Raw genomic sequence first — 19673 nt, forward strand, 5'->3', positions numbered from 1 at the left:
CGAATGCGCCCGCGGGAAAGCGCAATACGCCTTTGCTACACTCGCCGTTCCGCCTGAACGGGCGCCTGCAAGCAAGAGATGAGCGAGGATCCTCCCAGTACCCCCCCGCCACGATCGTGGTTCGAGCGCATCACCCAGGCGCTTTCCGGCGAACCGCAAAGTCGCGAGGAACTCATCGAGGAACTGCGCCACGCCCAGGCCAACGGCCTGCTGTCCAACGACACGCTGTCGATGGTCGAGGGCGCGATCGAGGTCGCCGATCTCACCGTGTCCGACGTGATGGTGCCACGGGCCCAGATGGTCTCGCTGCCGATCGATGCGCCGCTCAAGCAGATCCTCGCCGACGTGCTCGAGTCCGGCCACTCGCGTTTCCCCGTGCACGCGGGCGACAAGGACGAAATCCTCGGCATCCTGCTCGCCAAGGACCTGCTGCGCTGCTTCGCCGAAGGCGCCGACTGCGACATCCGCAAGCTGCTGCGCCCGGTCACCATGATCCCGGAATCGAAGCGGCTGAACATCCTTCTCAAGGAATTCCGGCTGTCGCGCAACCACATGGCGATCGTCGTCGACGAGTACGGCGGCGTCGCCGGCCTCATCACGATCGAGGACGTGCTCGAGCAGATCGTCGGCGACATCGGCGACGAGCACGACGACGACGACGACAAGCACACGATGATCCAGGCCGCCGCGAACGGCGATTTCCTCGTCAACGCGCTGACGCCGATCGCCGAGTTCAACGAACGTTTCGGCTGCAACCTCAGCGACGAGGCGTTCGACACCGTCGGCGGCATGATCACCTCGGAAATCGGCCACCTGCCCGAAGTCGGCGAAGAAACGACGCTCGGCGGTTTCCATTTCCAGGTCACGAAAGCCGACGCGCGTCGCGTGCAGCAGTTCGCGGTGCGGGTGCATGAGGCCTGACAGCCGGGAATCGGGAATCGGGAATGGCGAATGGGGAAGGCGGGATTTTCGCCGCCCGATCCTCGCCGCTCTCCTGGCGACCCTATGGCTGTTCGCGTGCGTGGTCTGCGCGCATGCGCAGGCGCCGGGCGAAGCCGTTTCGGTCGCCTCTCCGGTTTCCGATCCCCGATCCCAGCCGTCCGTCAGCCTGCTGACCATCGGCCCCGGCGAGATCTTCTTCGAGCGCTTCGGCCACAACGCGATCGTCGTGCGCGACCCGGCGAGCGGGCGCGCGGTCGCCTACAACTACGGCATCTTCGACTTCGACCAGCAGGACTTCCTGCTCAACTTCGCGCGCGGCCGCATGCGTTACCGCATGGCCGTCGACGAGCTCGAGGACGACCTCGACATGTACCGCGAGGAACGCCGCGAGATCGTCGAGCAACGCCTCGCCCTCACGCCCGAGCAGGCGCACGACCTCGTCGCGTTCCTCGAATGGAACGCGCAGCCGGAGAACGCGCAGTACCACTACGACTACTTCGAAGCGAACTGCTCGACGCGCGTGCGCGACGCGCTCGATCGCGCGCTCGGCGGCGCGCTGCACGCGCAGAGCGAAGGTCGTTCGCGCGGCTACACCTACCGCCTCGACGCGCTGCGCCTGATGGCGCCCGAGCCGGTGCTGATGCTGCTGATCGACCTCGGCCTCGGGCCGTACGCGGACCAGCGCATCGACTTCTGGCAGGAAAGCTTCGTGCCCGCGACGCTCGTCGACGTCGTCGCCGGCGCGGACAACGGCGGCGCCCCGCTCGCCGCGCCGCCCGTCACGCTCGCGCGTGGCGAGGTCGAACCGTCGCCGGTGCTGCCGCCCGACCTGCGCTGGCCGTTCCTCGGCCTCGGCATCGCGCTCGGCGCGATCCTCCACGCGCTCGGCGGTTCCGCGCGCGCGTCGCGCCGCGTGCCGTTCGCGACATTCGCGTTGCTGTTCGAACTGTTCTGCGGCATCGGCGGCCTGCTGCTGCTGTTCCTCTGGTTCGGCACCGAGCACCGCGCCGCCTGGCGCAACGAGAACCTGCTGCTGCTGAACCCGCTCTGCCTCGCGCTGCTGCCCGCCTGGTTCGCCGTCGCGCGCGGCCGGATGCGCGATCGCCCGCTGGCGCGCGCGCTCGCGTGGGTGGTCGTGGCGACCGCCGCATTCGCCCTGTTCTCGAAGATCCTGTCGACCTTCGCGCAGGCGAACCTGCACTGGATCGTGCTGTTCCTGCCGATCCACCTCGCGCTCGCCCTGCGCCTGCGTCGGGCGGCGTAGCACGATCGGCGCCGCTGCCCATCGGTGCGGCGCGGAACACGGGACAGGCCACGGCCGATCCGCGTCATGGTGCCGGGTCGATCGTCGCTGAACACGGGCGATTGCCGCCACTGCGCCGCACGCGGCATCATGCGGCATGGACCTCTCGATCAGCCCGCTGCCGACCGATCCGACCTGCAAGGATCCGATGGTCGTCAATTGCGTGGCCTACGCCGCGGACGGGCGCCGCCTGCGCGACATCACGGTCGAGGAGATCAGCGACGTGCTCGAGACGCCGGACGAATGGGTCTGGGTCGGCGTGCGCGAGCCGAGCGAGGAACTGCTCGACAAGCTCCAGGAGGAATTCGGCCTGCACGAACTCGCGGTCGAGGACGCGCACAACGCGCACCAGCGCCCGAAGATCGAGGTCTACGGCGACTCGCTGTTCATCGTTGCGCACACCGCCCAGGTCGTCGCGAGCAAGATCGCGTTCGGCGAGACCCACATCTTCATGGGCAAGCGCTACATCGTGACCATCCGCCATGGCGCCTCGCTGAGCTATGCGAGCGCGCGGCGCGGCTGCGAGCAGTCGCAGGACATGCTCGCGCTCGGCCCGAGCTATTCGCTGTACGCGGTGCTCGACTTCATCGTCGACAACTTCTTCCCGATCGTGCGCGAGTTCCGCGAGGAGCTGCAGGAACTCGAGGACGAGGTGTTCGAGGAGACGTTCAAGCGCGAGACGATCCGCCGCCTGTACGTGCTGAAGAAGGAGCTGGTCACCCTGCGCCTCGCGATCGCGCCGCTGCAGGACATCACCAACCAGCTGATCCGCCAGTACCCCGGCCTCATCCGCGACGAGGTGCGCCCGTACTTCCGAGACGTCTACGACCACGCCACGCGCATCAACGAGTCGACGGACACGATGCGCGAGATGCTTACCGCCGCGCTCAGCGTGAACCTCGCGCTCGTGACGGTGGCGCAGGGCGAAGTGGTCAAGCGCCTCGCCGGCTGGGCCGCGCTGCTCGCCGCACCGACCCTGCTCGCGAGCTGGTACGGCATGAACTTCCACCACATGCCCGAACTCGACCAGCCGTGGGCCTACCCCACGATGATCGCGGCCACGCTCGGCATCTGCGGCGTGCTCTATTGGCTGCTGCGCAAGGCGCGCTGGTTGTAGGGGTTGCGCACGCTGCAGAGAAGCTTGAAACGCGAAGCACGCCGGGCACCCGGAGAAGAAGCTTCCGGATTGCTTCCCTCGCGTACCGGGCGGGCGTGCTTCGTGTCGAAGGCTTCCGGTCCCGCGGCCCGAGGCGGCGCCTACAGCGGATCGAAGCCGTCGTCGAAGATCACGTCGTCGCCTTCGACGCCGAGCGTGATGCCGTCGAACCAGCCCGTCGCCGAGTTGTTGGGCGGCGCCGCGGTACCGTTGTCGACGACGCGCAGCAGGATCGTGATCGAGCTGTTGTGGGTCCAGTCGGACTCCGCCAGGTCGATCACCGCGGGATTCGCCGGCCGCACGAACGATCCGCTCGCCGACAGGAAATGCGTGCCGGACGCATCGGCCATGCCGGCATTGCACGCTTCACCGCCGTCGCGCCGCAGTTCCCATCGCAGCGACGTGCCGTCGCGCATCGCGCCGGAACCGCCACCGCGCCCCCAGCCGTTGAGGAGGTAGCGTCCCGGTCCGGGCAGGTGGATGCACTGCGCGGCGCCGTAGACCTCGAAACCGGGGAAATCGCTGAGCGTGACCTTGATCGAACCCGATCCTGCGGCGCCGGTCGCGTTCTGGGTGCCGTCCCGGGAGGTCGTGCCGGGCGTGACTTCGTCCCACAGGTTGAGGTCGATGTCGAATTCGCCATTCAACACCAGCGGCAGCAGCGCCTGGCGTTCGTACGCGCCGAGGTCCGCGGTTCCCATCCGGTTGGCCTTGATCGGCAGGTCGACCGCGCGCGCCCGGCCCTCGAGATCGGGGCCGGCACCGCTCGAGGCGAAGTCCACCGCCGGCGATGCGGCGCGCAGGTGGTAGTCGCCGCGCACGGGATCGACGAAGCGCGGGTCCGCCTCGAGCACATACGGCGTGTTGCCGCCGTCGAGCGAACCGCGTTCGCTCGTGACCACGTTCTGCGACGTCGACGATCCGCCCGAGTGGTGCAGGGAGGTGCGGCCCGGCTGCCAGAGGATCGAGCGCTGCATCTGGAAGTCGCCGTCGATGTCGAGGACCTGCGCCGCGCCGACGACGTTGCCGGTGATGGTCGAGCTCTCGATCGTGACGCCGGCGCCGTCCGACGCGCTGACGACGTTGCCGCTGAGCACGTTGCCGGCGACCAGCGAGTTGAAGATCGTCGCGGCATCGCCGCGCGAGCGGATCAGGTGCCGGCCATGGTTGTCGTGGACGTCGGCCGAGCCGAGATGGAACTCGTTGCGGTCCTCGACCGCGACCAGTGGATTGTCGACCGGGGTACCGTTCCCGTCCTGGACCACATTACCCGCGACCACCGAGCACGGCCGGCCCACCGGGCACGGCAGCTCGCCGGGCATCGGGGGCTCGTCGTCGTTGAGGAACACCGCGCTGTAGCCGACCGGGAACGCGCCGCCGGTTTCCTGCACCCACGCGATCGGCGCATGCGCCGACGCGTTGTCGACGATGTCGACGCCGCGCAGGTACGCTGCCGCGGCATAGCCGATCAGAAAACCGCCGCGGTCCTCCGCGTACAGATAGAGCGCGCCGCCGCCCTCGGAGGCGAAGTTGCCCTGCAGCTTGCTGCGTTGGTCGTACGACGTGCTGAACATGCGCAGCGTCGCGAAGCCATCGTCGCCCGCGTACACGCAGATGCCCCCGCCGCGGCGCGCGGTGTTCGATGCGATCGGGCCGGTCTGGTTGAAACCGCTGCTGCCGATCCGGGCATGACCATCGATCGAGCCGCCGTACAGGAACAGCCCGCCGCCACGCCCGCCGACCACCTGGCCGCCGACGACGGTGCCCGTCGCCTCGTTGAGGTAGATGAGGCTGTCCGGCTCGATCATCGTCATTTCGAGTCCGGCCGCCCAGACGCCGCCACCGTCGTAGCGCGCGGTGTTGTTGCTGATCCACACGTGTTCGCCGATCACGAGTCCGGCATTGCTGCCGGTGCCGGCGGCGCGGATGCCGCCGCCGCTGCCGCCGCTGTTGCCGGTGATGTCGCTGAAGCGGATTTCGAGGATGCCGTCGCCGCGGAAATCGACGCCGCCGCCGTCCGATCCGTCCTCGTCGCCGCCGCGGATCGCGAGGTAGGCGAGCTTCACGCGTGCGCCGGTGTTGGCCGTGATGCGCAAAACCGGCTCGGCCGCCCCGCCACTGCCGTCGATCGTCGTGTAACTGCCATTGCCCGCCGACTGCGCGCAATCGGCGAATCCGCCGGCGAGTTCGACCTCCTGGCTCGTCGTGAAGGCGATCGCCTGCGCCGTGTACGACTGGTTGTAGGCGATGTGGATCACGTCCGGGCCGGGATGGCTCTCCGCGGCGGCGAGTGCAGCCGGGATCGTGGTGTGCGTGCAGCTGCCGTCGGCGCCGACCGAGTACACGGCCGCGCGCGCCGAGCCGAACGACAGGATCGATGCGGACAGGACAAGAACGAAACGGAGGATCATGGACGGGCTCCCGGGATGCCACCTTGGCATCCCGGGTAACGCCGCCCGGGCGGCGCGCCTGCCACGTGCGCCCAGCGAGCCGCACCGCCGTCAACCGCCGCGGGCGATGCGCTCGAGTTCCGCCGGCAGCGCAGGGTCGAGCAACCGCGGTCGCGGCTCGATCGCGAGCGCCTCGACCGCCGCCGCGCGCGCTTCGTCGTGGCGGCGCGCACGGGAGAGTGCACGCGCCTGCAGCGCGAGCATCGCGAACAGCGTCGACTTCTCGTCCGGCGAGCGCTCCTTCTGCGCCGTGACCACCGCATTCGCGAGCTCCAGCGCCTCGGCGTTGCGGCCGAGCGCGAACAGCGCCTGCGCGCGCTGGAAGCGCGCATAGATCGCGTCCTTCGACGCGGCGCTGCCGTTGCGCGTCGCGATCGCGAGCAGCTCGTCGGTGGTCGCCAGCGCTTCGGCGTGGCGCCCCTGGGCGACCTGCGCGCGCGCGAGGAAGCCGAGGGGACCGACCAGCTGCGCGCTGCCGTCGCCGGTCAGCTCGCGCTGCATCGCGACCGCTTCGACGGCGCGCGCGCGCGCGCCATCGAAGTCGCCGGCGCCCGCGAGCACCTGCGACAGCGAGCCGAACAGGCGCGGGCAGACATTGTGACGGATGCGTTCGCGCCGGCAGACGGCGACGCCCTCCTCGAACGCCGCGCGCGCCTCGTCGCGGCGCAGCTGCCCCGAACGCAGGCGGCCGAGCGCGGCGATCGAGTTGAGCGTGTCCGGGTGCGCATCGCCGAACAGCGCGCGGCGCATCGCGAGCGCACGCAGCACGTAGGGCTCGGCGTCGTCGTAACGCGCCTTGGCGACGAGGAAGCTGCCGTAGGTGCCGATCGCCCACGCGGTATCCGGATGCGGCCGCACGTACAGACGCTCGGCCAGCGCGATCGCCTCGCGATAGGCGGCATCGGCGCGCGCGAGGTCGCCGGTCATTTCCGCGGCGAGGCTGATCGACGACCACAGGGCGAGCGCGTCGCGCGACGCCTCGCGTGGCCGCGCGGTCCAGCGCGCCCACGCCGCATCGGCGAGCGCGAGTCCCTGCGCGAACCGCTGGGCGTCGACGAGGATGCGCATGTGCGCGACGTCGACGTGCAGCAGCAGCGCGTCGCTACCGTCGCCGACCCGCTCGGCGACGGCGCGCGCATCGGCGACGACCGCGAGCGCATCGTCGCCGCGGTTCGCCGCGGAGAGTGCGTCCACCAGCACGAGCAGCGTTTCCACCGCGTCCGCGCCGCCTTCGGCGACGAGCGGCGCGCGCAGCGGCGCCAGCAAGGCGATCGCCTCGTCCTGTCGCGCCTGCGCGACCAGCGCGGATGCGCGCAGCACGCGCGCGCGGCGGGCCTCGGGCGCGGACGGCGACAGGCGGTCGATGTCCGGCAGCGCCCGGTCGAGCAGCGCGTGCTCGCGCTCGTACGCGCCAATCGCGCCGCTCACCTTCGCGAGCGTCAGCAGCAGGTCGGCGCGGGCGTCGGCGGCGAGCGCGGCATCACGCAGCACCTTCGCACCGGCGTCGTCGACGAGTTGCTCGACCGTCGGCCGGCGCTCGCGCGGCAGGTCCGGCTGCGCCGCCTCGAACAGCGAGACGAGGAAGTCGCGCACCGTCTCGGCCCGCTGCGTCTGCCGGTTCGCGCGGGCCGCCTCGTCGTGCGCGACGCGCGCCTGCCACAGCGCGACGCCGAGCGCGCCGACCAACGCGGCGAGGAATGCGCAGGTCGCGGCGACCGCGCCGCGATGGCGCGCGACGAAGCGGCGCAGGCGGTAGCGGCGCGTCTGCGGCCGCGCATGCACGGGCCGGCCCTCGAGCACGCGGCGGATCTCCTCGGCGAGCTCGCCCGCCGACGCGTAGCGTCGCGCCGGGTCCGGCTCGGTCGCCTTGGCGACGATCGCGCCGAGGTCGCCGCCGATGCGCGGCCGGGTCGGCGTGGCGGCATCGTTGCGCGCGCCGGCATGCGAGCCGCCGGATGCGGCGCCGCCACCGCGCTCGCCGGTCAGGAGTTCGCCGAGCACGATGCCGAGCGCATGCACGTCGGTGGCGGTCGTGATCGCGCCGCCGTCGATTTGTTCGGGCGCGGCGTACGCGGGCGTGAACGCAGGCAGCACGGTCGCGTCCGGCCCGGTTTCGTCGGCGAGCAGCTTGGCGATGCCGAAATCGAGCAGCTTGACCTCGCCGTCGGCGGTGACGAGCACGTTCGACGGCTTGAGGTCGCGATGCACGATCAAGGCGCGGTGCGCGGCATCGACGGCGCGGCACACCGTCGCGAACAGCTGCAGCCGCTCGCGCGCGGCCAGCCCACGCGCCTGCGCATGCTCGGTGATCGGCACGCCGTCGACGAGCTCGAGCGCGATGTAGGCGAGCCCCCCGGGCGCGACCCCGCCTTCGATCATGCGCGCGATGTTCGGATGCTGCAGGCGCAACAGCACGCGCTGTTCGCGGGCGAAGCGGCGCCTTGCCTCGGGCGACAGCAGGCTTTGGCGCAGCAGCTTGAGGGCGGCGTGCTGGGTCGCGCCATCGAACACGCGATGCGCCTCGAACACCGTCGAGGAACCGCCCTCGCCGATCACGCGCACGATCTCGAACGGACCGATGCGGCTGCCGGCCGGCGGCGCCGCCGGCTCGTCGCCGATCTCGTGCGCGAGGCACGCGAGCCGGCGTGGCGACACCGGCTCGCCGTCGGCCGCGTCCGCGCGCAGCAGCGCCTCGACGCGCGCGCGCAACGCCGCGTCCGGGCAATGCGCGTCGAGGAACGACGCGCGCTCGGCCGGAGCGAGCGCGACGGCGGACTCGAACAGGTCGCGCAGGTTCGTCGTCGACATGGTCGCTAGGGACAACGCCGGATCGCGCGCTCACGCGCCATCGTCGGCCGCATCCGGCTCGCCGAGCTCGCTCTTGAGGAAGGCGCGCGCGAAGCGCCAGTCGCGCGCGATCGTGCGCACGCCGATCCCGAGCGCTTCGGCGGCCTGCGCGTGGTCGAGCCCGGCGAAGCAGACGAGTTCGACCACGCGCGCGGCCCGTGCGTCGACCGCCTCGAGCCGCTTCAGCGCATCGTCGAGTTCGAGCGCCTGCTCGGCACTGTCGAGCGCGAGTCGGCCGTCGCTGCCGGTCAGGGTCGTGCGCACCCACTCGCCACCGGCGCGCTGGCGCAGCCGACCGCGCGCGCGGTCGGCCAGCAGATGGCGCATCGCGCGCGCGGCGTAGGCGAAGAACTGCTGCGGGTGGGCGAACACGAGCTCGCGGCCACGCCCACCGATGCGCAGGTACAGCTCGTGCACGAGGGCGGTCGCGTCGAGCGTGTGCCGGCCCGCGCCGAGCTGGCGCCCGGCCATCGCCTTCAGGCGATCGTAGACCTGCCGGAACAGCGCGTCCGTCTCGAGTCCCGCGGGTTCGCCATCCTGCTGCACGGGCGTCGCCATCGATTGCGTCGATGCAGTCTAGCGCAGCCGCGACGCCGGCCGCGCGAGGGCGCCGGCATCCGGGGTGGAGCCGCCCGGGGCGCGGATTCGACCAAAGTCGAACGCGCGTTCCCGGCGCAATGCATTGACCGTTCCAGCGTGAAAGCCCACGCTGGAACCATCGTCCGCCGTGCAGAACCGACACCATGAACGTGGCCACCATCGCTCCCTCGAGTCCGCTCGCCAAGGCCGGCTGGGCCGCTCTCGCCATCGTCGGCGCGTTCTGCCTCGGCGTCGTCGCGCTGAGCCGCGGCGAGTCGATCAACGCGATCTGGCTGGTCGGCGCGGCTGCCGCGATCTTCCTTACCGCGCAGCGCTTCTACGCGCGCTTCATCGCCGACCGCGCACTGGCCCTCGACGCCACGCGCGCGACGCCCGCGGTGCGCCGCAACGACGGCCTCGACTACGTGCCGACCGACCGCTGGATCGTGTTCGGCCACCACTTCGCCGCGATCGCCGGCGCAGGCCCCCTGGTTGGCCCCGTGCTCGCGGCGCAGATGGGCTACCTGCCCGGCACCTTGTGGATCCTCGTCGGTGTCGTGCTCGCCGGCGCGGTGCAGGATTTCATGATCCTCGGGCTCTCGATCCGCCGCGACGGCCGTTCGCTCGGCGAGATGGTGCGCGCGGAGATGGGGCCTGCCGCCGGCGTCATCGCGATGATCGGCGTGCTCATGATCATGTTCATCATCCTCGCCGTGCTCGCGCTCGTCGTGGTCAAGGCGCTCGCGATCAGCCCGTGGGGCACGTTCACGGTCGCGATGACGATCCCGATCGCGCTGCTGATGGGCCTGTACCTGCGCTTCCTGCGCCCGGGCCGCGTGCTCGAGGTGTCGGTGATCGGCCTCGTGCTGCTGCTCGTCTCGATCTGGCTCGGCGGCATCGTCGCGCACGATCCGGCATGGGCGAAGGCATTCACGTTCGACGGCAAGGCGCTCGCCTGGATGCTCATCGCCTACGGCTTCTGCGCCGCAGCGATGCCGGTCTGGCTGCTGCTCGCGCCCCGCGACTACCTCAGCACGTTCCTCAAGATCGGCACGATCCTGCTGCTCGCGGTCGGCATCGTGTTCGCGATGCCGGAGCTCAGGATGCCGGCGCTCACGAAGTTCATCGACGGCACCGGGCCGGTGTTCGCCGGCACGCTGTTCCCGTTCCTGTTCATCACGATCGCCTGCGGCGCGGTGTCCGGCTGGCACTCGCTGATCTCCTCCGGCACGACGCCCAAGCTCATCGCCAGCGAAGCCGACGCTCCGCTGGTCGGCTACGGCGCGATGCTGATGGAAGCGTTCGTCGCGGTGATGGCGCTGATCGCCGCATGCGTGCTGCAGCCGGGCGTGTATTTCGCGATGAATGCGCCGGCCGCGCTGATCGGCACGTCGGTCGAGAGCGCCGCGCAGGCGATCACCAACCTCGGTTTCGTCGTCACCCCCGAACTGCTCGCGCAGACCGCGAAGGACATCGGCGAAACGAGCATCCTCTCGCGCGCCGGCGGCGCACCGACGCTCGCGGTCGGCATGGCGCAGATCCTCCACGGCCTCGTGCCGGGCGAAGGCATGATGGCGTTCTGGTACCACTACGCGATCCTGTTCGAGGCGCTGTTCATCCTCACCACGGTCGACGCCGGCACGCGCGTGGGCCGCTTCATGATCCAGGAACTCGCCGGCCTCGCCGTGCCGTCGCTGAAGAAGACCGAGTCGTGGGCGGCGAACCTCGTCGCCACCGCGCTCTGCGTCGCCTGCTGGGGTTACTTCCTCTACCAGGGCGTGGTCGACCCGCTCGGCGGCATCAACACGCTGTGGCCGCTGTTCGGCATCGCCAACCAGATGCTCGCCGCGATCGCGCTGATCTTCGCCTGCGTGTGCCTGGTCAAGCTCAAGCGCGAGAAGTACCTGTGGATCCCGCTGCTGCCGACGGCCTGGCTCGTCGTCTGCACCGTCACCGCCGGCTGGCAGAAGGCGTTCGGCGCCGACCCGAAGATCAGCTTCACCGCGCACGCATCGAAGTTCCAGGCCGCGCTCGACGCGAACCAGGTGCTCGCACCGGCGAAGACGCTGGACGACATGCATCGCATCGTCTTCAACGACTACGTCGACGCGACGCTCGCCGCCGCGTTCACCACGCTCGTGGTCGTGATGATCATCTTCGGCGTGCGCGCCGCGCTCGCCGCGCGGCGCTCGCCGACGCCGACCGCACAGGAGACGCCACGGGTGGCCCTGGCCGGCACCTGAGGCCGGCAACGTCCGGCGCAACGCGACGTCATTCCCGCGAAAGCGGGAATGACGAATCGTACCGGTGTACCGCCACCGACCCGGCCATGGCCGGGGACGACGTCGTTCGCTCAGCAGCAGCGTCCGCCGCCACCGCGATAGCGCGCTTCCTGGCGTTCGTTGAAGAACTCCGCATACGTCGGGATCGGGCGCTCGGGATGGTGCTCGCGCAGGTGCGCGACGTAGGTGTCGTAGTCGGGAACGCCGATGATGCGCCGCGCCAGCTGCACCAGGTTGCGCCAGATTGCCTGCCCGTCCATCCGGAAAATCCCTCGTTGCGCCGGAATGTGATCGTCCGCCCGGAATGCGCCGTGCGCAAGTCGCCATTCGTCGACGCACGGTGCCGAGCGGTCGATCGGGGCCACCGGGCGGCAGCGGGCGCGGGCCGTTTCCGGTGCAGGGGTCACATTATTCCGGGCTCGTGTCCGGATAATGGCGGCCACTGCGCCCCCTGATGCGCCGTCCCGAAACTCGCCAAGACCATGAAACCCCGCAAGCACCTCGTCGTGGCCGGTGCCGCTCCCGCCGACGTTTCGGAAATCGGCACGTTCATGCGCGTGGCCCAGACGCAGCTCGACCATGCCTGGCGCTTCGCGAAGGACGATGACGAAATCGACTTCGTGCTCACCGACCTCACCGATTTCGGCGGCCGCTGCGCGCGCGTGCGCGCGCTCGACGAGGGCAAGCACTTCGCCGTGATCGCCAACGCCGGCGACGACGTGCTCGGCGCCGACCTCGTGCTGCACCGCCCGTTCAGCGCGAAGGCGATCGTCGGCCTGCTCAACCACGTCGGCCGCGCCGCGCCGCCGGAGCCACGCCGCCTGATCGACTTCAGCGCGGTCGAACGGCGCATCGTGCCGCAGACGCGCAAGACCAAGCGGCAAGACGACGAGGAAAAGGACGCCGGACCCGAATCGACGCGCGCGTCGTTCATCGACGTGCAACGCGAGCGCCGCTGCACGGACCTCGACGCGCTGGTCAAGCGCGGCGCGGTGCTCGTGCAGCGGCATGGCATCCCGCCGCTGCTGATCGACCCGGTCACCGACACGTTCCACACCAGCGCACGCCTGGTCGAGCTCGAGCCGTATTTCCTCGAGCCACTGGGCGGCCACGAACGCAAGCGCGTCGGCGGTGCGCAACTGGCCGAGCTGCGCAAGCAGCATCCGGGCCGGCCGCTCGTGCGCCTGCGCTGGCTGCACGCGTTCCTGCGCTCGAACGGCTGGCTCGCCGCGCACCTCGACCCGAGCGCGAGCTACAAGCTCAAGCGCTGGCTGCCGCTCGACAACGACTACCGCAAGCAGCACCGCATCGCACTCACCCTCATGCGCGAGGCACCGCTGCACGAGATCGCCAGGGCGGCGAAGGCGAAGATGGCCGACGTGTTCGACGTCGTGAACGCCTACGACGCGCTCGGCCTCATCGAGACGCGCCGCCTCGGCAACTGGGACCCGAGCCCGGAGACGATCGGCAAGCGCAAGCGCTCGACACGCAAGACGCAGCGCCTGCTCGCCGCGACGGTGTTCACGCGCTGACGCGCGGGCGCGCACTCCGGCGCGGTGTCCTTCATCCACGCGACAGGACGACCTGCTACCTTTCGATCTCCCCATCGCGGAGGTCGACCCATGCACCTTGCACTGCAACCGCTGATCGCGCTGATTGCCGGCATCCTCATCCTGATCCGCCCGCGCCTGCTCAACTACGTGGTCGCGATCTACCTCATCATCATCGGCCTGCTCGGCCTGTTCCCCAACCTGCGCGTCTGATTCATCGTGGACGCAAGCCGGCCGGGTGCGCGCCTGGGCGAGCGCCTGCGCGACAAGCTCCCCGAGATCTTCATCGAGTCCGGCTCGGTCGTGCTCGCCCTCCTGCTCGCCTTCGCGGTCAACGAATGGCACGACCGGCGCCAGGAGGACGAGCGCGCCGCTGTAGCGCGCGAGGCGATCGTGCGTGAGCTCCACGCCAACGCGAAGGAGATCGAGTCGACGCGCAGCGCGCTCGCGCCGGTCCTGGCGTCGCTGCATGGCGCACTCGACGCAGCGCAGGCCGAACCGCATGAACTCAAGGTCGAGCTCGGCCTGTCGCTGCTGTCGCCCGCGGCGTGGCGCGCCGCGCTCGCGACGCAGTCGAGCCAGCGCATCGATTTCGAATGGACGATGCGCGTCGCGAAAGTTTACGAACTGCAGGACAGCTTCCTGCACGTGCAGGAAGCCGCGGTCGACCAGCTCGCGGCATTGCCGCCGGGCGGCGATGCCGACGGCCGGCGCATCGCGGCGGCGCTCCTGCCGCGCCTGGGCGCGCTCGCGCAACTCGCCGACGGGCTCGCGGCGAGTTACGCCGACGTGCTCGGCGGCGACACGACACGCGATGCCGCACACTGAGCCAGCCTGCTATAACTGCACGATGCGCCTACGTCTTCGCCCGCACCGCCTCGCCACGCCGACCTGCCTCGCGTTGCTGCTCGGCGCGGGCGTCGCGCACGCGGGTCGCGTCTCGGTCGAACTGGACGGCGTCGACGGCTTGCTGCGCGACGCCGCGCTCGGCGGGCTCGAGCTGCAGCAGTACACGTCGCGCGACGTCACCGCGGCGCAGGCGCGCCGCCTCTACGAACATGCGGCCGCGCAGGTGCGCAAGGCGCTCGAGCCGTACGGCTACTACTCGGTCACCGTCGACGGCGAGTTGCGCGAGAACGGCGACGCCTACGTCGCGGTGCTGCACGTCACGCCCGGCGAACCGGTCAAGGTCGCGACGGTCGACGTGCAGATCGACGGCGACGCCGACGGCCAGCGCCCCGTGCGCCAGGCGCTCGCCGCATTCGCGCCTGCGAAGGGCGCGTCGCTCGACCATGCCGCCTACGAGAAGAGCAAGGCGACGATCCAGGCTGCGCTGTTCGCCAGCGGCTACCTCGACGCCGAACTCGTCACGCATCAGGTCGAGGTCACGCAGTCGGCGAACAGCGCCGATATCCATCTCGCCTGGAAGGTCGGCCCGCGCTACCGGCTCGGCACGACGACGTTCGAGGGCGCGCAGTTCCCGGACGAATTCCTCGAGCGCTACATCCCGTGGGCGAAGGGCGACTTCTACACGCAGGACCAGGTGCTCGCGCTGCAGCAGCGCCTGATCGACGCGGACTACTTCGCGGTCGTGCAGGTCGAGCCGGACGTGGAGCATGCGGCCGACGGGACCGTGCCGATCAAGGTCATGCTCGCCCCGGCCAAGCGCACGATCTACACCGGCGGCGTGTTCATCGGCACCGACACCGGCCCGGGCGTGCGCGGCGGCATCGAACGCCGCTGGATCAATTCGCGCGGGCACAAGTTCAAGGTCGAGACGATCGTCGCGACGCGCCTGAAGACCGCGTCCGCGCAGTACCGCATCCCGCTCGCCGGGCCCGACAACCACAGCCTCGCCTTCGGCGCGACATTCCGCGACGAGGACACCGACACGAGCACCGCGCGCACCTTCGGCCTCGCCGCGACCGATTCGCGCCAGTGGCGTGGCTGGACGCGCACGCTCGGCCTCAAGTTCCTCACCGGTGACTTCAAGGTCGCCAACATCGAAGGTGACACGACCCTGCTCTATCCCGAGGCGTCGCTCGCACGCAAGAAGGCCGACGACCCTGCCTTCGTGCGCGACGGCTGGTCGCTCACGTTCGCCGCGCGTGCGGGCCAGAAGGGTCTCGTCTCCGACACGAGCTTCCTGCAGGCGAGCGCCGATGCGAAATGGATCCATGGCCTCGGCGAACACGGCCGCTTCATCGCGCGCGGCTCGCTCGGCGCGACCCACGTCGGCGATTTCGACAAGCTGCCGCCGGAACTGCGCTTCTTCGCCGGCGGCGACCGCTCGATCCGCGGCTACTCGTTCCAGACGATCGGCCCGCCGCTGCCGGACGACCTGCGCGGGCAGGCGACCGCCTACTGCGCCGCACACCCGAAGAGCGATTGCCAGGACTTCATCATCGGCGGCAAGAATCTCGCGGTCGCGAGCGCCGAGTACGAGTACTACTTCAAGCCGAACTGGGGCATCGCGACGTTCATCGACACCGGCGATGCATTCTCGAGCTTCGCGAGCTACCGCCAGAAGATCGGCGTCGGCGTCGGCGCGCGCTGGCGCTCGCCGGTCGGCATGGTGCGCGTCGACCTCGGCGTGCCCGTGCGCGATGACCAGAACCACGGCGTCGAGCTGCACATCGTGATCGGGCCGGATCTATGACCGCACGGCACGCTTGGAAGGCCCTCTCCCGCCGGGGGAGGCTTTTGGGAGAGGGTCCGGTGCCGCTGCGCCCCGGCCGAAACCTCGCCCGCGCCTTCGGCGCTCCTTCTCCCGCCGGGAGGGGGAAAAATGCGGGCTTCGCCTGGCCCCGCCTGCTCGCCCGCCTCGGCATCGCGCTCGCGGTGCTGCTCGTGCTCGTCGGCCTGCTCGCCTTCTGGCTGCTGCGCACCGAATCGGGCCTGCAGTTCGTGCTCGCGCGCGCGGTCGGCGCGACCGACGGCAAGCTCACGATCGCGCGCTCGAGCGGCAGCCTCGCCGGCCCCGCGACGATCGAGGACCTGCGCTACCGCGATGCCGAAGCCGGGCTCGACGTGCACGCGCAGCGCGCGACGATCGCGTTCGCGCCGCTCGAACTCATCGCCTCGCGCCTGCACCTCACGCGCCTCCAGCTCGACGGCCTCGACGTCGCACTGACCAGCGTGCCGCCGCCGGCCGAACCCGCACCGCCCACCGGCGGGTTCTCGCTCGTCGCGCCGCTCGACATCGTGCTCGACCGCCTCGTGCTCGCGCGCGCGAAGATCACCAGCGACGGCGCGCCATTGCTCGCGATCGACACGCTCGACGTGATCGGCCGCTGGACGCACGACGGCATCAAGCTCGATTCGATCGCGCTGCGTTCGCCCGACGGCCAACTCGACCTGCATGGCACCGTTTCCGCGCTGCCCGGTTATCCCGGCGACGGTGCGCTCGACTTCCGCTGGAACGTCGCCGACGTCACTTGCGCGGGCACGCTGGCGGCGAACAGCGACGGCAAGCTCGCCCATCTCGCGGTGACGCTCAGCGAGCCGATCGCCGCCAACGTCGATGCGCAGCTCACCCAGGCGAAGGACTGGCCGTGGACCGCGAAGGTCGCCGTGCCACGCTTCGATCCCAAGCGCGTGCTGAAGGATTCGGCGCTCGCCGCGCTCGAGCTTTCGCTGGAGGGCGGCGGCAACCTGCACGGCGGCACGATCACCGGCGACCTCGCCGCGAACGACCACCGCGTCCGCATCGAACCGCTGCGCTTCGCGCTCGACGGCCAGCGCTTCACGATCGACGCACTGACCGTGCGCAGCCCCGAAGCCGCCGGCACACTCGAGGCAAACGGCGAGGTGCAGCTCGACGCGAAACCGGTTGCGGCGTCGCTCGCGCTGCATTGGACCGATGTCGTGCTGCCCGCCGACCTCGTCGGCCAGGCGCTCGCGACGCATGGCCAACTCGATGCGAACGGCAGTGCCGAACGCTTCCATGCCGCCGGCAACCTGTCGCTCGGACCGCCGGGCCAGCTCGCCGATCTCGCGCTCGACCTCGACGGCACGCCCGAAACGATCACGCTCAAGCAGCTCGCGCTGCAGCAGCCGAAGGGCGGCCTCGATGCGCACGGCACGGTGACGCTGAAGCCCGCGATCGGCTGGCAGATCGATGCGAAGGCGAACCGGCTCGACCCCGGCGCGTTCGCGGCCGCGTGGCCGGGCGCGCTCGATTTCGATCTCGCCACACAAGGCACGCTGACCGACCGTGGTCCCGACGCGACGATCAAGCTCGACCATCTCGGCGGCACGCTGCGCAAGCGCGCGCTGTCCGGCCATGCGGACCTCGCGATCAAGCCCGACTACGTCGTCGACGGCACGCTCGAACTCGCCTCGGGCAGCAGCCGCGTCGCCGTCGTCGGCCGCGGCGGCGACCGGACCGACGCGACGATCACGCTCGCGATCGCCTCGCTCGGCGACTGGCTGCCCGATGCAGGCGGTCGCCTCGACGGCGATTTCCGCGTGCAGGGGCATTGGCCGGAACTCGCGGTGAGCGGCCACGCGCATGGCGCGAAGATCGCGTCGGGCGGGAGTACGGTCGAGGCGCTCGACCTCGTCACCGACATCGCGAGCCTCGACCCGCCGCACGGCACGCTTTCGCTGAAGGCGCAGGGCATCGCGAGCGGCGCGCTCGCGTTCGAGGCGATCGATCTTGACGGCAGTGGCAACCGCGACGCGCACCAGCTCGCCGTCGATGCACGTGGTTCGCCGCTCGGCCTGCGCCTCGCCCTCTCCGGCAGTGCGAACGAGCAGGGGCGCTGGGCCGGCAGCCTGAAGACGCTCGACCTCGCGATCAAGGACGCGCCACCGCTCGCCCTCGAGCAGCCCGCCGCGATGAGCTGGGACGGCAAGCAGTTCAACGCGACGGACATCTGCCTCGCCAGCGGCGGCCCGCGCGTGTGCGTCGGCGGCAATGGCGGCGCCGACGGCGCGCTCGCGGCACATTACCGCATCGAGCAGTTGCCGCTCGCGCTCGTCATGAAGCTCGCTTCGCCCGACATGCCGGTGCGCGTCGAAGGTCTCATCGGTGGCCATGGCGACGTGCGTCGCAGCGCAGCGGGCGCGCTCGACGGGACCGCGACGCTCGCATCGGAGCGCGGCAGCGTCGCCTATCCCGACAACGCGAACCAGCCATTGCTCGCGTACACCGGCCTCGCCCTCGACGCGACGCTGTCGCCGCAGTCGACGCACGCGAACGTGCGCGCCGCGCTCGACCACGACGGCCGCCTCGACGGCGACGTCACCCTGAGCGGGCCGGCCGGATCCGCACAGGCGCTCGGCGGCCACCTCGACCTCGCCCTCAACAGCCTCGCGTTCGTCGAGCTGCTGACGCCGGAGGTCGCGAATGCGAAGGGCAGGCTCGTAGCGAACTACACGTTCGGCGGCACGACCGCGGCACCGCAGCTCAATGGCGCGCTCACCTTGAAGGAACTCGCCGCGGAACTGCCGTCGGCCGGCCTCAAGCTGCACGACGGCGACATCACGGCGCGCGCGACCGACGCCGACCACTTCGCGCTCGACGGCACGCTGAAGTCCGGCGACGGCACGCTCACGCTGTCCGGCAGCGGCGGCATCGGCGCGGATGCGCCGTTGCACGCGACGATCAACGGCGACAACTTCCTCGCCGCGGACATCCCCGCGGCGAAGGTCGTGATCTCGCCCGACCTCGTGATCGAGCGCACGCGCGAGAACCTCAGCGTCGGCGGCAGCGTGACGATCCCGAAGACCGATGTCGACCTCGCCAAGCTGCCCGGCGGCGGCACCGCGAAGACCTCGCCCGACGTCGACGTCGTCGACGCCGAACAGCCCGCGCCGGGCAAGCCGTTGCCGGTCGTCGTCGGCGTCGAGATCCGCCTCGGCGACGATGTCAGGCTCGCCGGCCTCGGCCTCGACGGCCGCGTCCACGGCCAGCTGCGCATCGACCAGCGCCCCGGCAAGCTCGCGACCGGCACCGGCACGATGAACGTCGAAGGCACGTACCGCGCATACGGGCAGGACCTCAAGATCGAGAGCGGCCGCCTGCTGTTCGCCGGCACTGCGCTCGACAACCCCGGGCTCGACATCCGCGCCGCGCGCACGATCCTCGGTGCCTCGGGCGGACAGAGCGACGACACGATCATCGCCGGCCTGCAGGTGCGCGGCACGGCGCAGGTGCCCGTGCTCACGGTGTATTCGCAGCCCGCGATGGAGCAGTCCGAGGCGCTGTCCTACCTCGTCACCGGCAAGCCCCTGTCCGGCCTCAAGAGCGGTGAAGGCGACATGCTCGGCACCGCCGCGCGCGCGCTCGGCAGCGCGACCGGCGACCTGCTCGCGAAAGGCATCGGCGCGCGCATGGGCGTCGAAGCGGGCGTCTCGGACAACGCCGCCGTCGGCGGTGCCGCGTTCACGGTCGGCAAGTACCTTTCTCCCAAGCTCTACCTCAGTTACGGCGTCGGCCTGTTCACGCCGGGCGAGGTCGTGAGCCTCAAGTACATCTTCAACAAGCGCTGGAACTTCGAAGCACAGAACGCGACGAGCGGCAACCGCGCCGGCATCAACTACCGCTGGGAGCGCTGA

The 19673-nt window shown here is 70.5% G+C and carries 13 protein-coding genes; 9 read left to right on the forward strand and 4 right to left on the reverse strand.

Annotated elements, in window-relative coordinates; translation table 11 throughout:
- The first annotated feature begins 78 nt into the window (after nt 1-78).
- The 3 genes from EV148_RS06355 to EV148_RS06365 all read left to right on the forward strand — a co-directional run bounded on the left by EV148_RS06355 (nt 79) and on the right by EV148_RS06365 (nt 3362).
- A complete protein-coding gene (locus tag EV148_RS06355) occupies nt 79-921 on the forward strand; it encodes a CorC family transporter (RefSeq protein WP_131995164.1) in 843 nt (280 codons plus the stop codon).
- Between the two features lie 100 nt (nt 922-1021).
- Complete coding sequence (locus tag EV148_RS06360) at nt 1022-2206, forward strand: lipoprotein N-acyltransferase Lnb domain-containing protein (protein ID WP_241987997.1); 1185 nt, start codon at nt 1022-1024, stop codon at nt 2204-2206.
- A 136-nt stretch (nt 2207-2342) separates the two neighbouring features.
- The gene (locus EV148_RS06365) at nt 2343-3362 is read left to right on the forward strand and encodes a magnesium and cobalt transport protein CorA (protein ID WP_241987998.1); all 1020 of its coding nucleotides are present in this window, start codon (nt 2343-2345) and stop codon (nt 3360-3362) included.
- 140 nt (nt 3363-3502) lie between these two features.
- Here EV148_RS06365 and EV148_RS06370 read toward each other — a convergent pair whose 3' ends face one another.
- The 3 genes from EV148_RS06370 to EV148_RS06380 all read right to left on the reverse strand — a co-directional run bounded on the left by EV148_RS06370 (nt 3503) and on the right by EV148_RS06380 (nt 9256).
- Complete coding sequence (locus EV148_RS06370) at nt 3503-5812, reverse strand: hypothetical protein (RefSeq protein WP_131995170.1); 2310 nt, start codon at nt 5810-5812, stop codon at nt 3503-3505.
- 90 nt (nt 5813-5902) lie between these two features.
- Nucleotides 5903-8659, reverse strand: coding sequence for a serine/threonine-protein kinase (locus EV148_RS06375; protein WP_131995173.1), 2757 nt, complete (start codon nt 8657-8659; stop codon nt 5903-5905).
- A 30-nt stretch (nt 8660-8689) separates the two neighbouring features.
- Nucleotides 8690-9256: an ECF-type sigma factor gene (locus EV148_RS06380; RefSeq protein ID WP_131995176.1), complete on the reverse strand. Its 567-nt coding sequence runs from the start codon at nt 9254-9256 to the stop codon at nt 8690-8692.
- 185 nt (nt 9257-9441) lie between these two features.
- Here EV148_RS06380 and EV148_RS06385 point away from each other — a divergent pair, with 185 nt between their 5' ends.
- Nucleotides 9442-11520: a carbon starvation CstA family protein gene (locus EV148_RS06385; protein WP_131995179.1), complete on the forward strand. Its 2079-nt coding sequence runs from the start codon at nt 9442-9444 to the stop codon at nt 11518-11520.
- A gap of 110 nt (nt 11521-11630) precedes the next feature.
- On the opposite strand, the gene EV148_RS06390 is transcribed toward EV148_RS06385, so the two are convergent.
- Complete coding sequence (locus tag EV148_RS06390; protein ID WP_131995544.1) at nt 11631-11819, reverse strand: YbdD/YjiX family protein; 189 nt, start codon at nt 11817-11819, stop codon at nt 11631-11633.
- A gap of 297 nt (nt 11820-12116) precedes the next feature.
- Between EV148_RS06390 and EV148_RS06395 the strand changes: the two genes are divergently transcribed.
- From EV148_RS06395 to EV148_RS06415, 5 genes are all read left to right on the forward strand, one after another.
- Entirely contained in the window at nt 12117-13091 is a 975-nt protein-coding gene (locus tag EV148_RS06395; protein WP_131995182.1) for a hypothetical protein, read from the forward strand.
- Between the two features lie 90 nt (nt 13092-13181).
- Nucleotides 13182-13322 carry a DUF3096 domain-containing protein gene (locus EV148_RS06400; protein WP_131995185.1) on the forward strand — a complete coding sequence of 47 codons (141 nt, stop codon included), beginning with the start codon at nt 13182-13184 and terminating at the stop codon, nt 13320-13322.
- A 6-nt stretch (nt 13323-13328) separates the two neighbouring features.
- Nucleotides 13329-13937 (forward strand): CU044_2847 family protein, encoded by a 609-nt coding sequence (locus EV148_RS06405; protein ID WP_131995188.1) that lies wholly within the window; start codon nt 13329-13331, stop codon nt 13935-13937.
- Between the two features lie 22 nt (nt 13938-13959).
- Nucleotides 13960-15768 (forward strand): autotransporter assembly complex protein TamA, encoded by a 1809-nt coding sequence (locus EV148_RS06410; RefSeq protein WP_131995191.1) that lies wholly within the window; start codon nt 13960-13962, stop codon nt 15766-15768.
- Nucleotides 15769-15827: 59 nt separating this feature from the next.
- Nucleotides 15828-19673 carry a translocation/assembly module TamB domain-containing protein gene (locus tag EV148_RS06415; RefSeq protein WP_131995194.1) on the forward strand — a complete coding sequence of 1282 codons (3846 nt, stop codon included), beginning with the start codon at nt 15828-15830 and terminating at the stop codon, nt 19671-19673.

This window comes from Dokdonella fugitiva (genome assembly GCF_004342425.1).
Lineage (GTDB): Bacteria > Pseudomonadota > Gammaproteobacteria > Xanthomonadales > Rhodanobacteraceae > Dokdonella_A > Dokdonella_A fugitiva.

Bases quoted from the DNA above. Each gene is read 5' to 3' on its own strand.
- EV148_RS06400 (WP_131995185.1), top strand. From the start codon at position 13,182: ATGCACCTTGCACTGCAACCGCTGATCGCGCTGATTGCCGGCATCCTC.
- EV148_RS06385 (WP_131995179.1), top strand. From the start codon at position 9,442: ATGAACGTGGCCACCATCGCTCCCTCGAGTCCGCTCGCCAAGGCCGGC.
- EV148_RS06380 (WP_131995176.1), bottom strand. From the start codon at position 9,256: ATGGCGACGCCCGTGCAGCAGGATGGCGAACCCGCGGGACTCGAGACG.
- EV148_RS06355 (WP_131995164.1), top strand. From the start codon at position 79: ATGAGCGAGGATCCTCCCAGTACCCCCCCGCCACGATCGTGGTTCGAG.
- EV148_RS06410 (WP_131995191.1), top strand. From the start codon at position 13,960: ATGCGCCTACGTCTTCGCCCGCACCGCCTCGCCACGCCGACCTGCCTC.
- EV148_RS06370 (WP_131995170.1), bottom strand. From the start codon at position 5,812: ATGATCCTCCGTTTCGTTCTTGTCCTGTCCGCATCGATCCTGTCGTTC.
- EV148_RS06390 (WP_131995544.1), bottom strand. From the start codon at position 11,819: ATGGACGGGCAGGCAATCTGGCGCAACCTGGTGCAGCTGGCGCGGCGC.
- EV148_RS06375 (WP_131995173.1), bottom strand. From the start codon at position 8,659: ATGTCGACGACGAACCTGCGCGACCTGTTCGAGTCCGCCGTCGCGCTC.
- EV148_RS06365 (WP_241987998.1), top strand. From the start codon at position 2,343: ATGGACCTCTCGATCAGCCCGCTGCCGACCGATCCGACCTGCAAGGAT.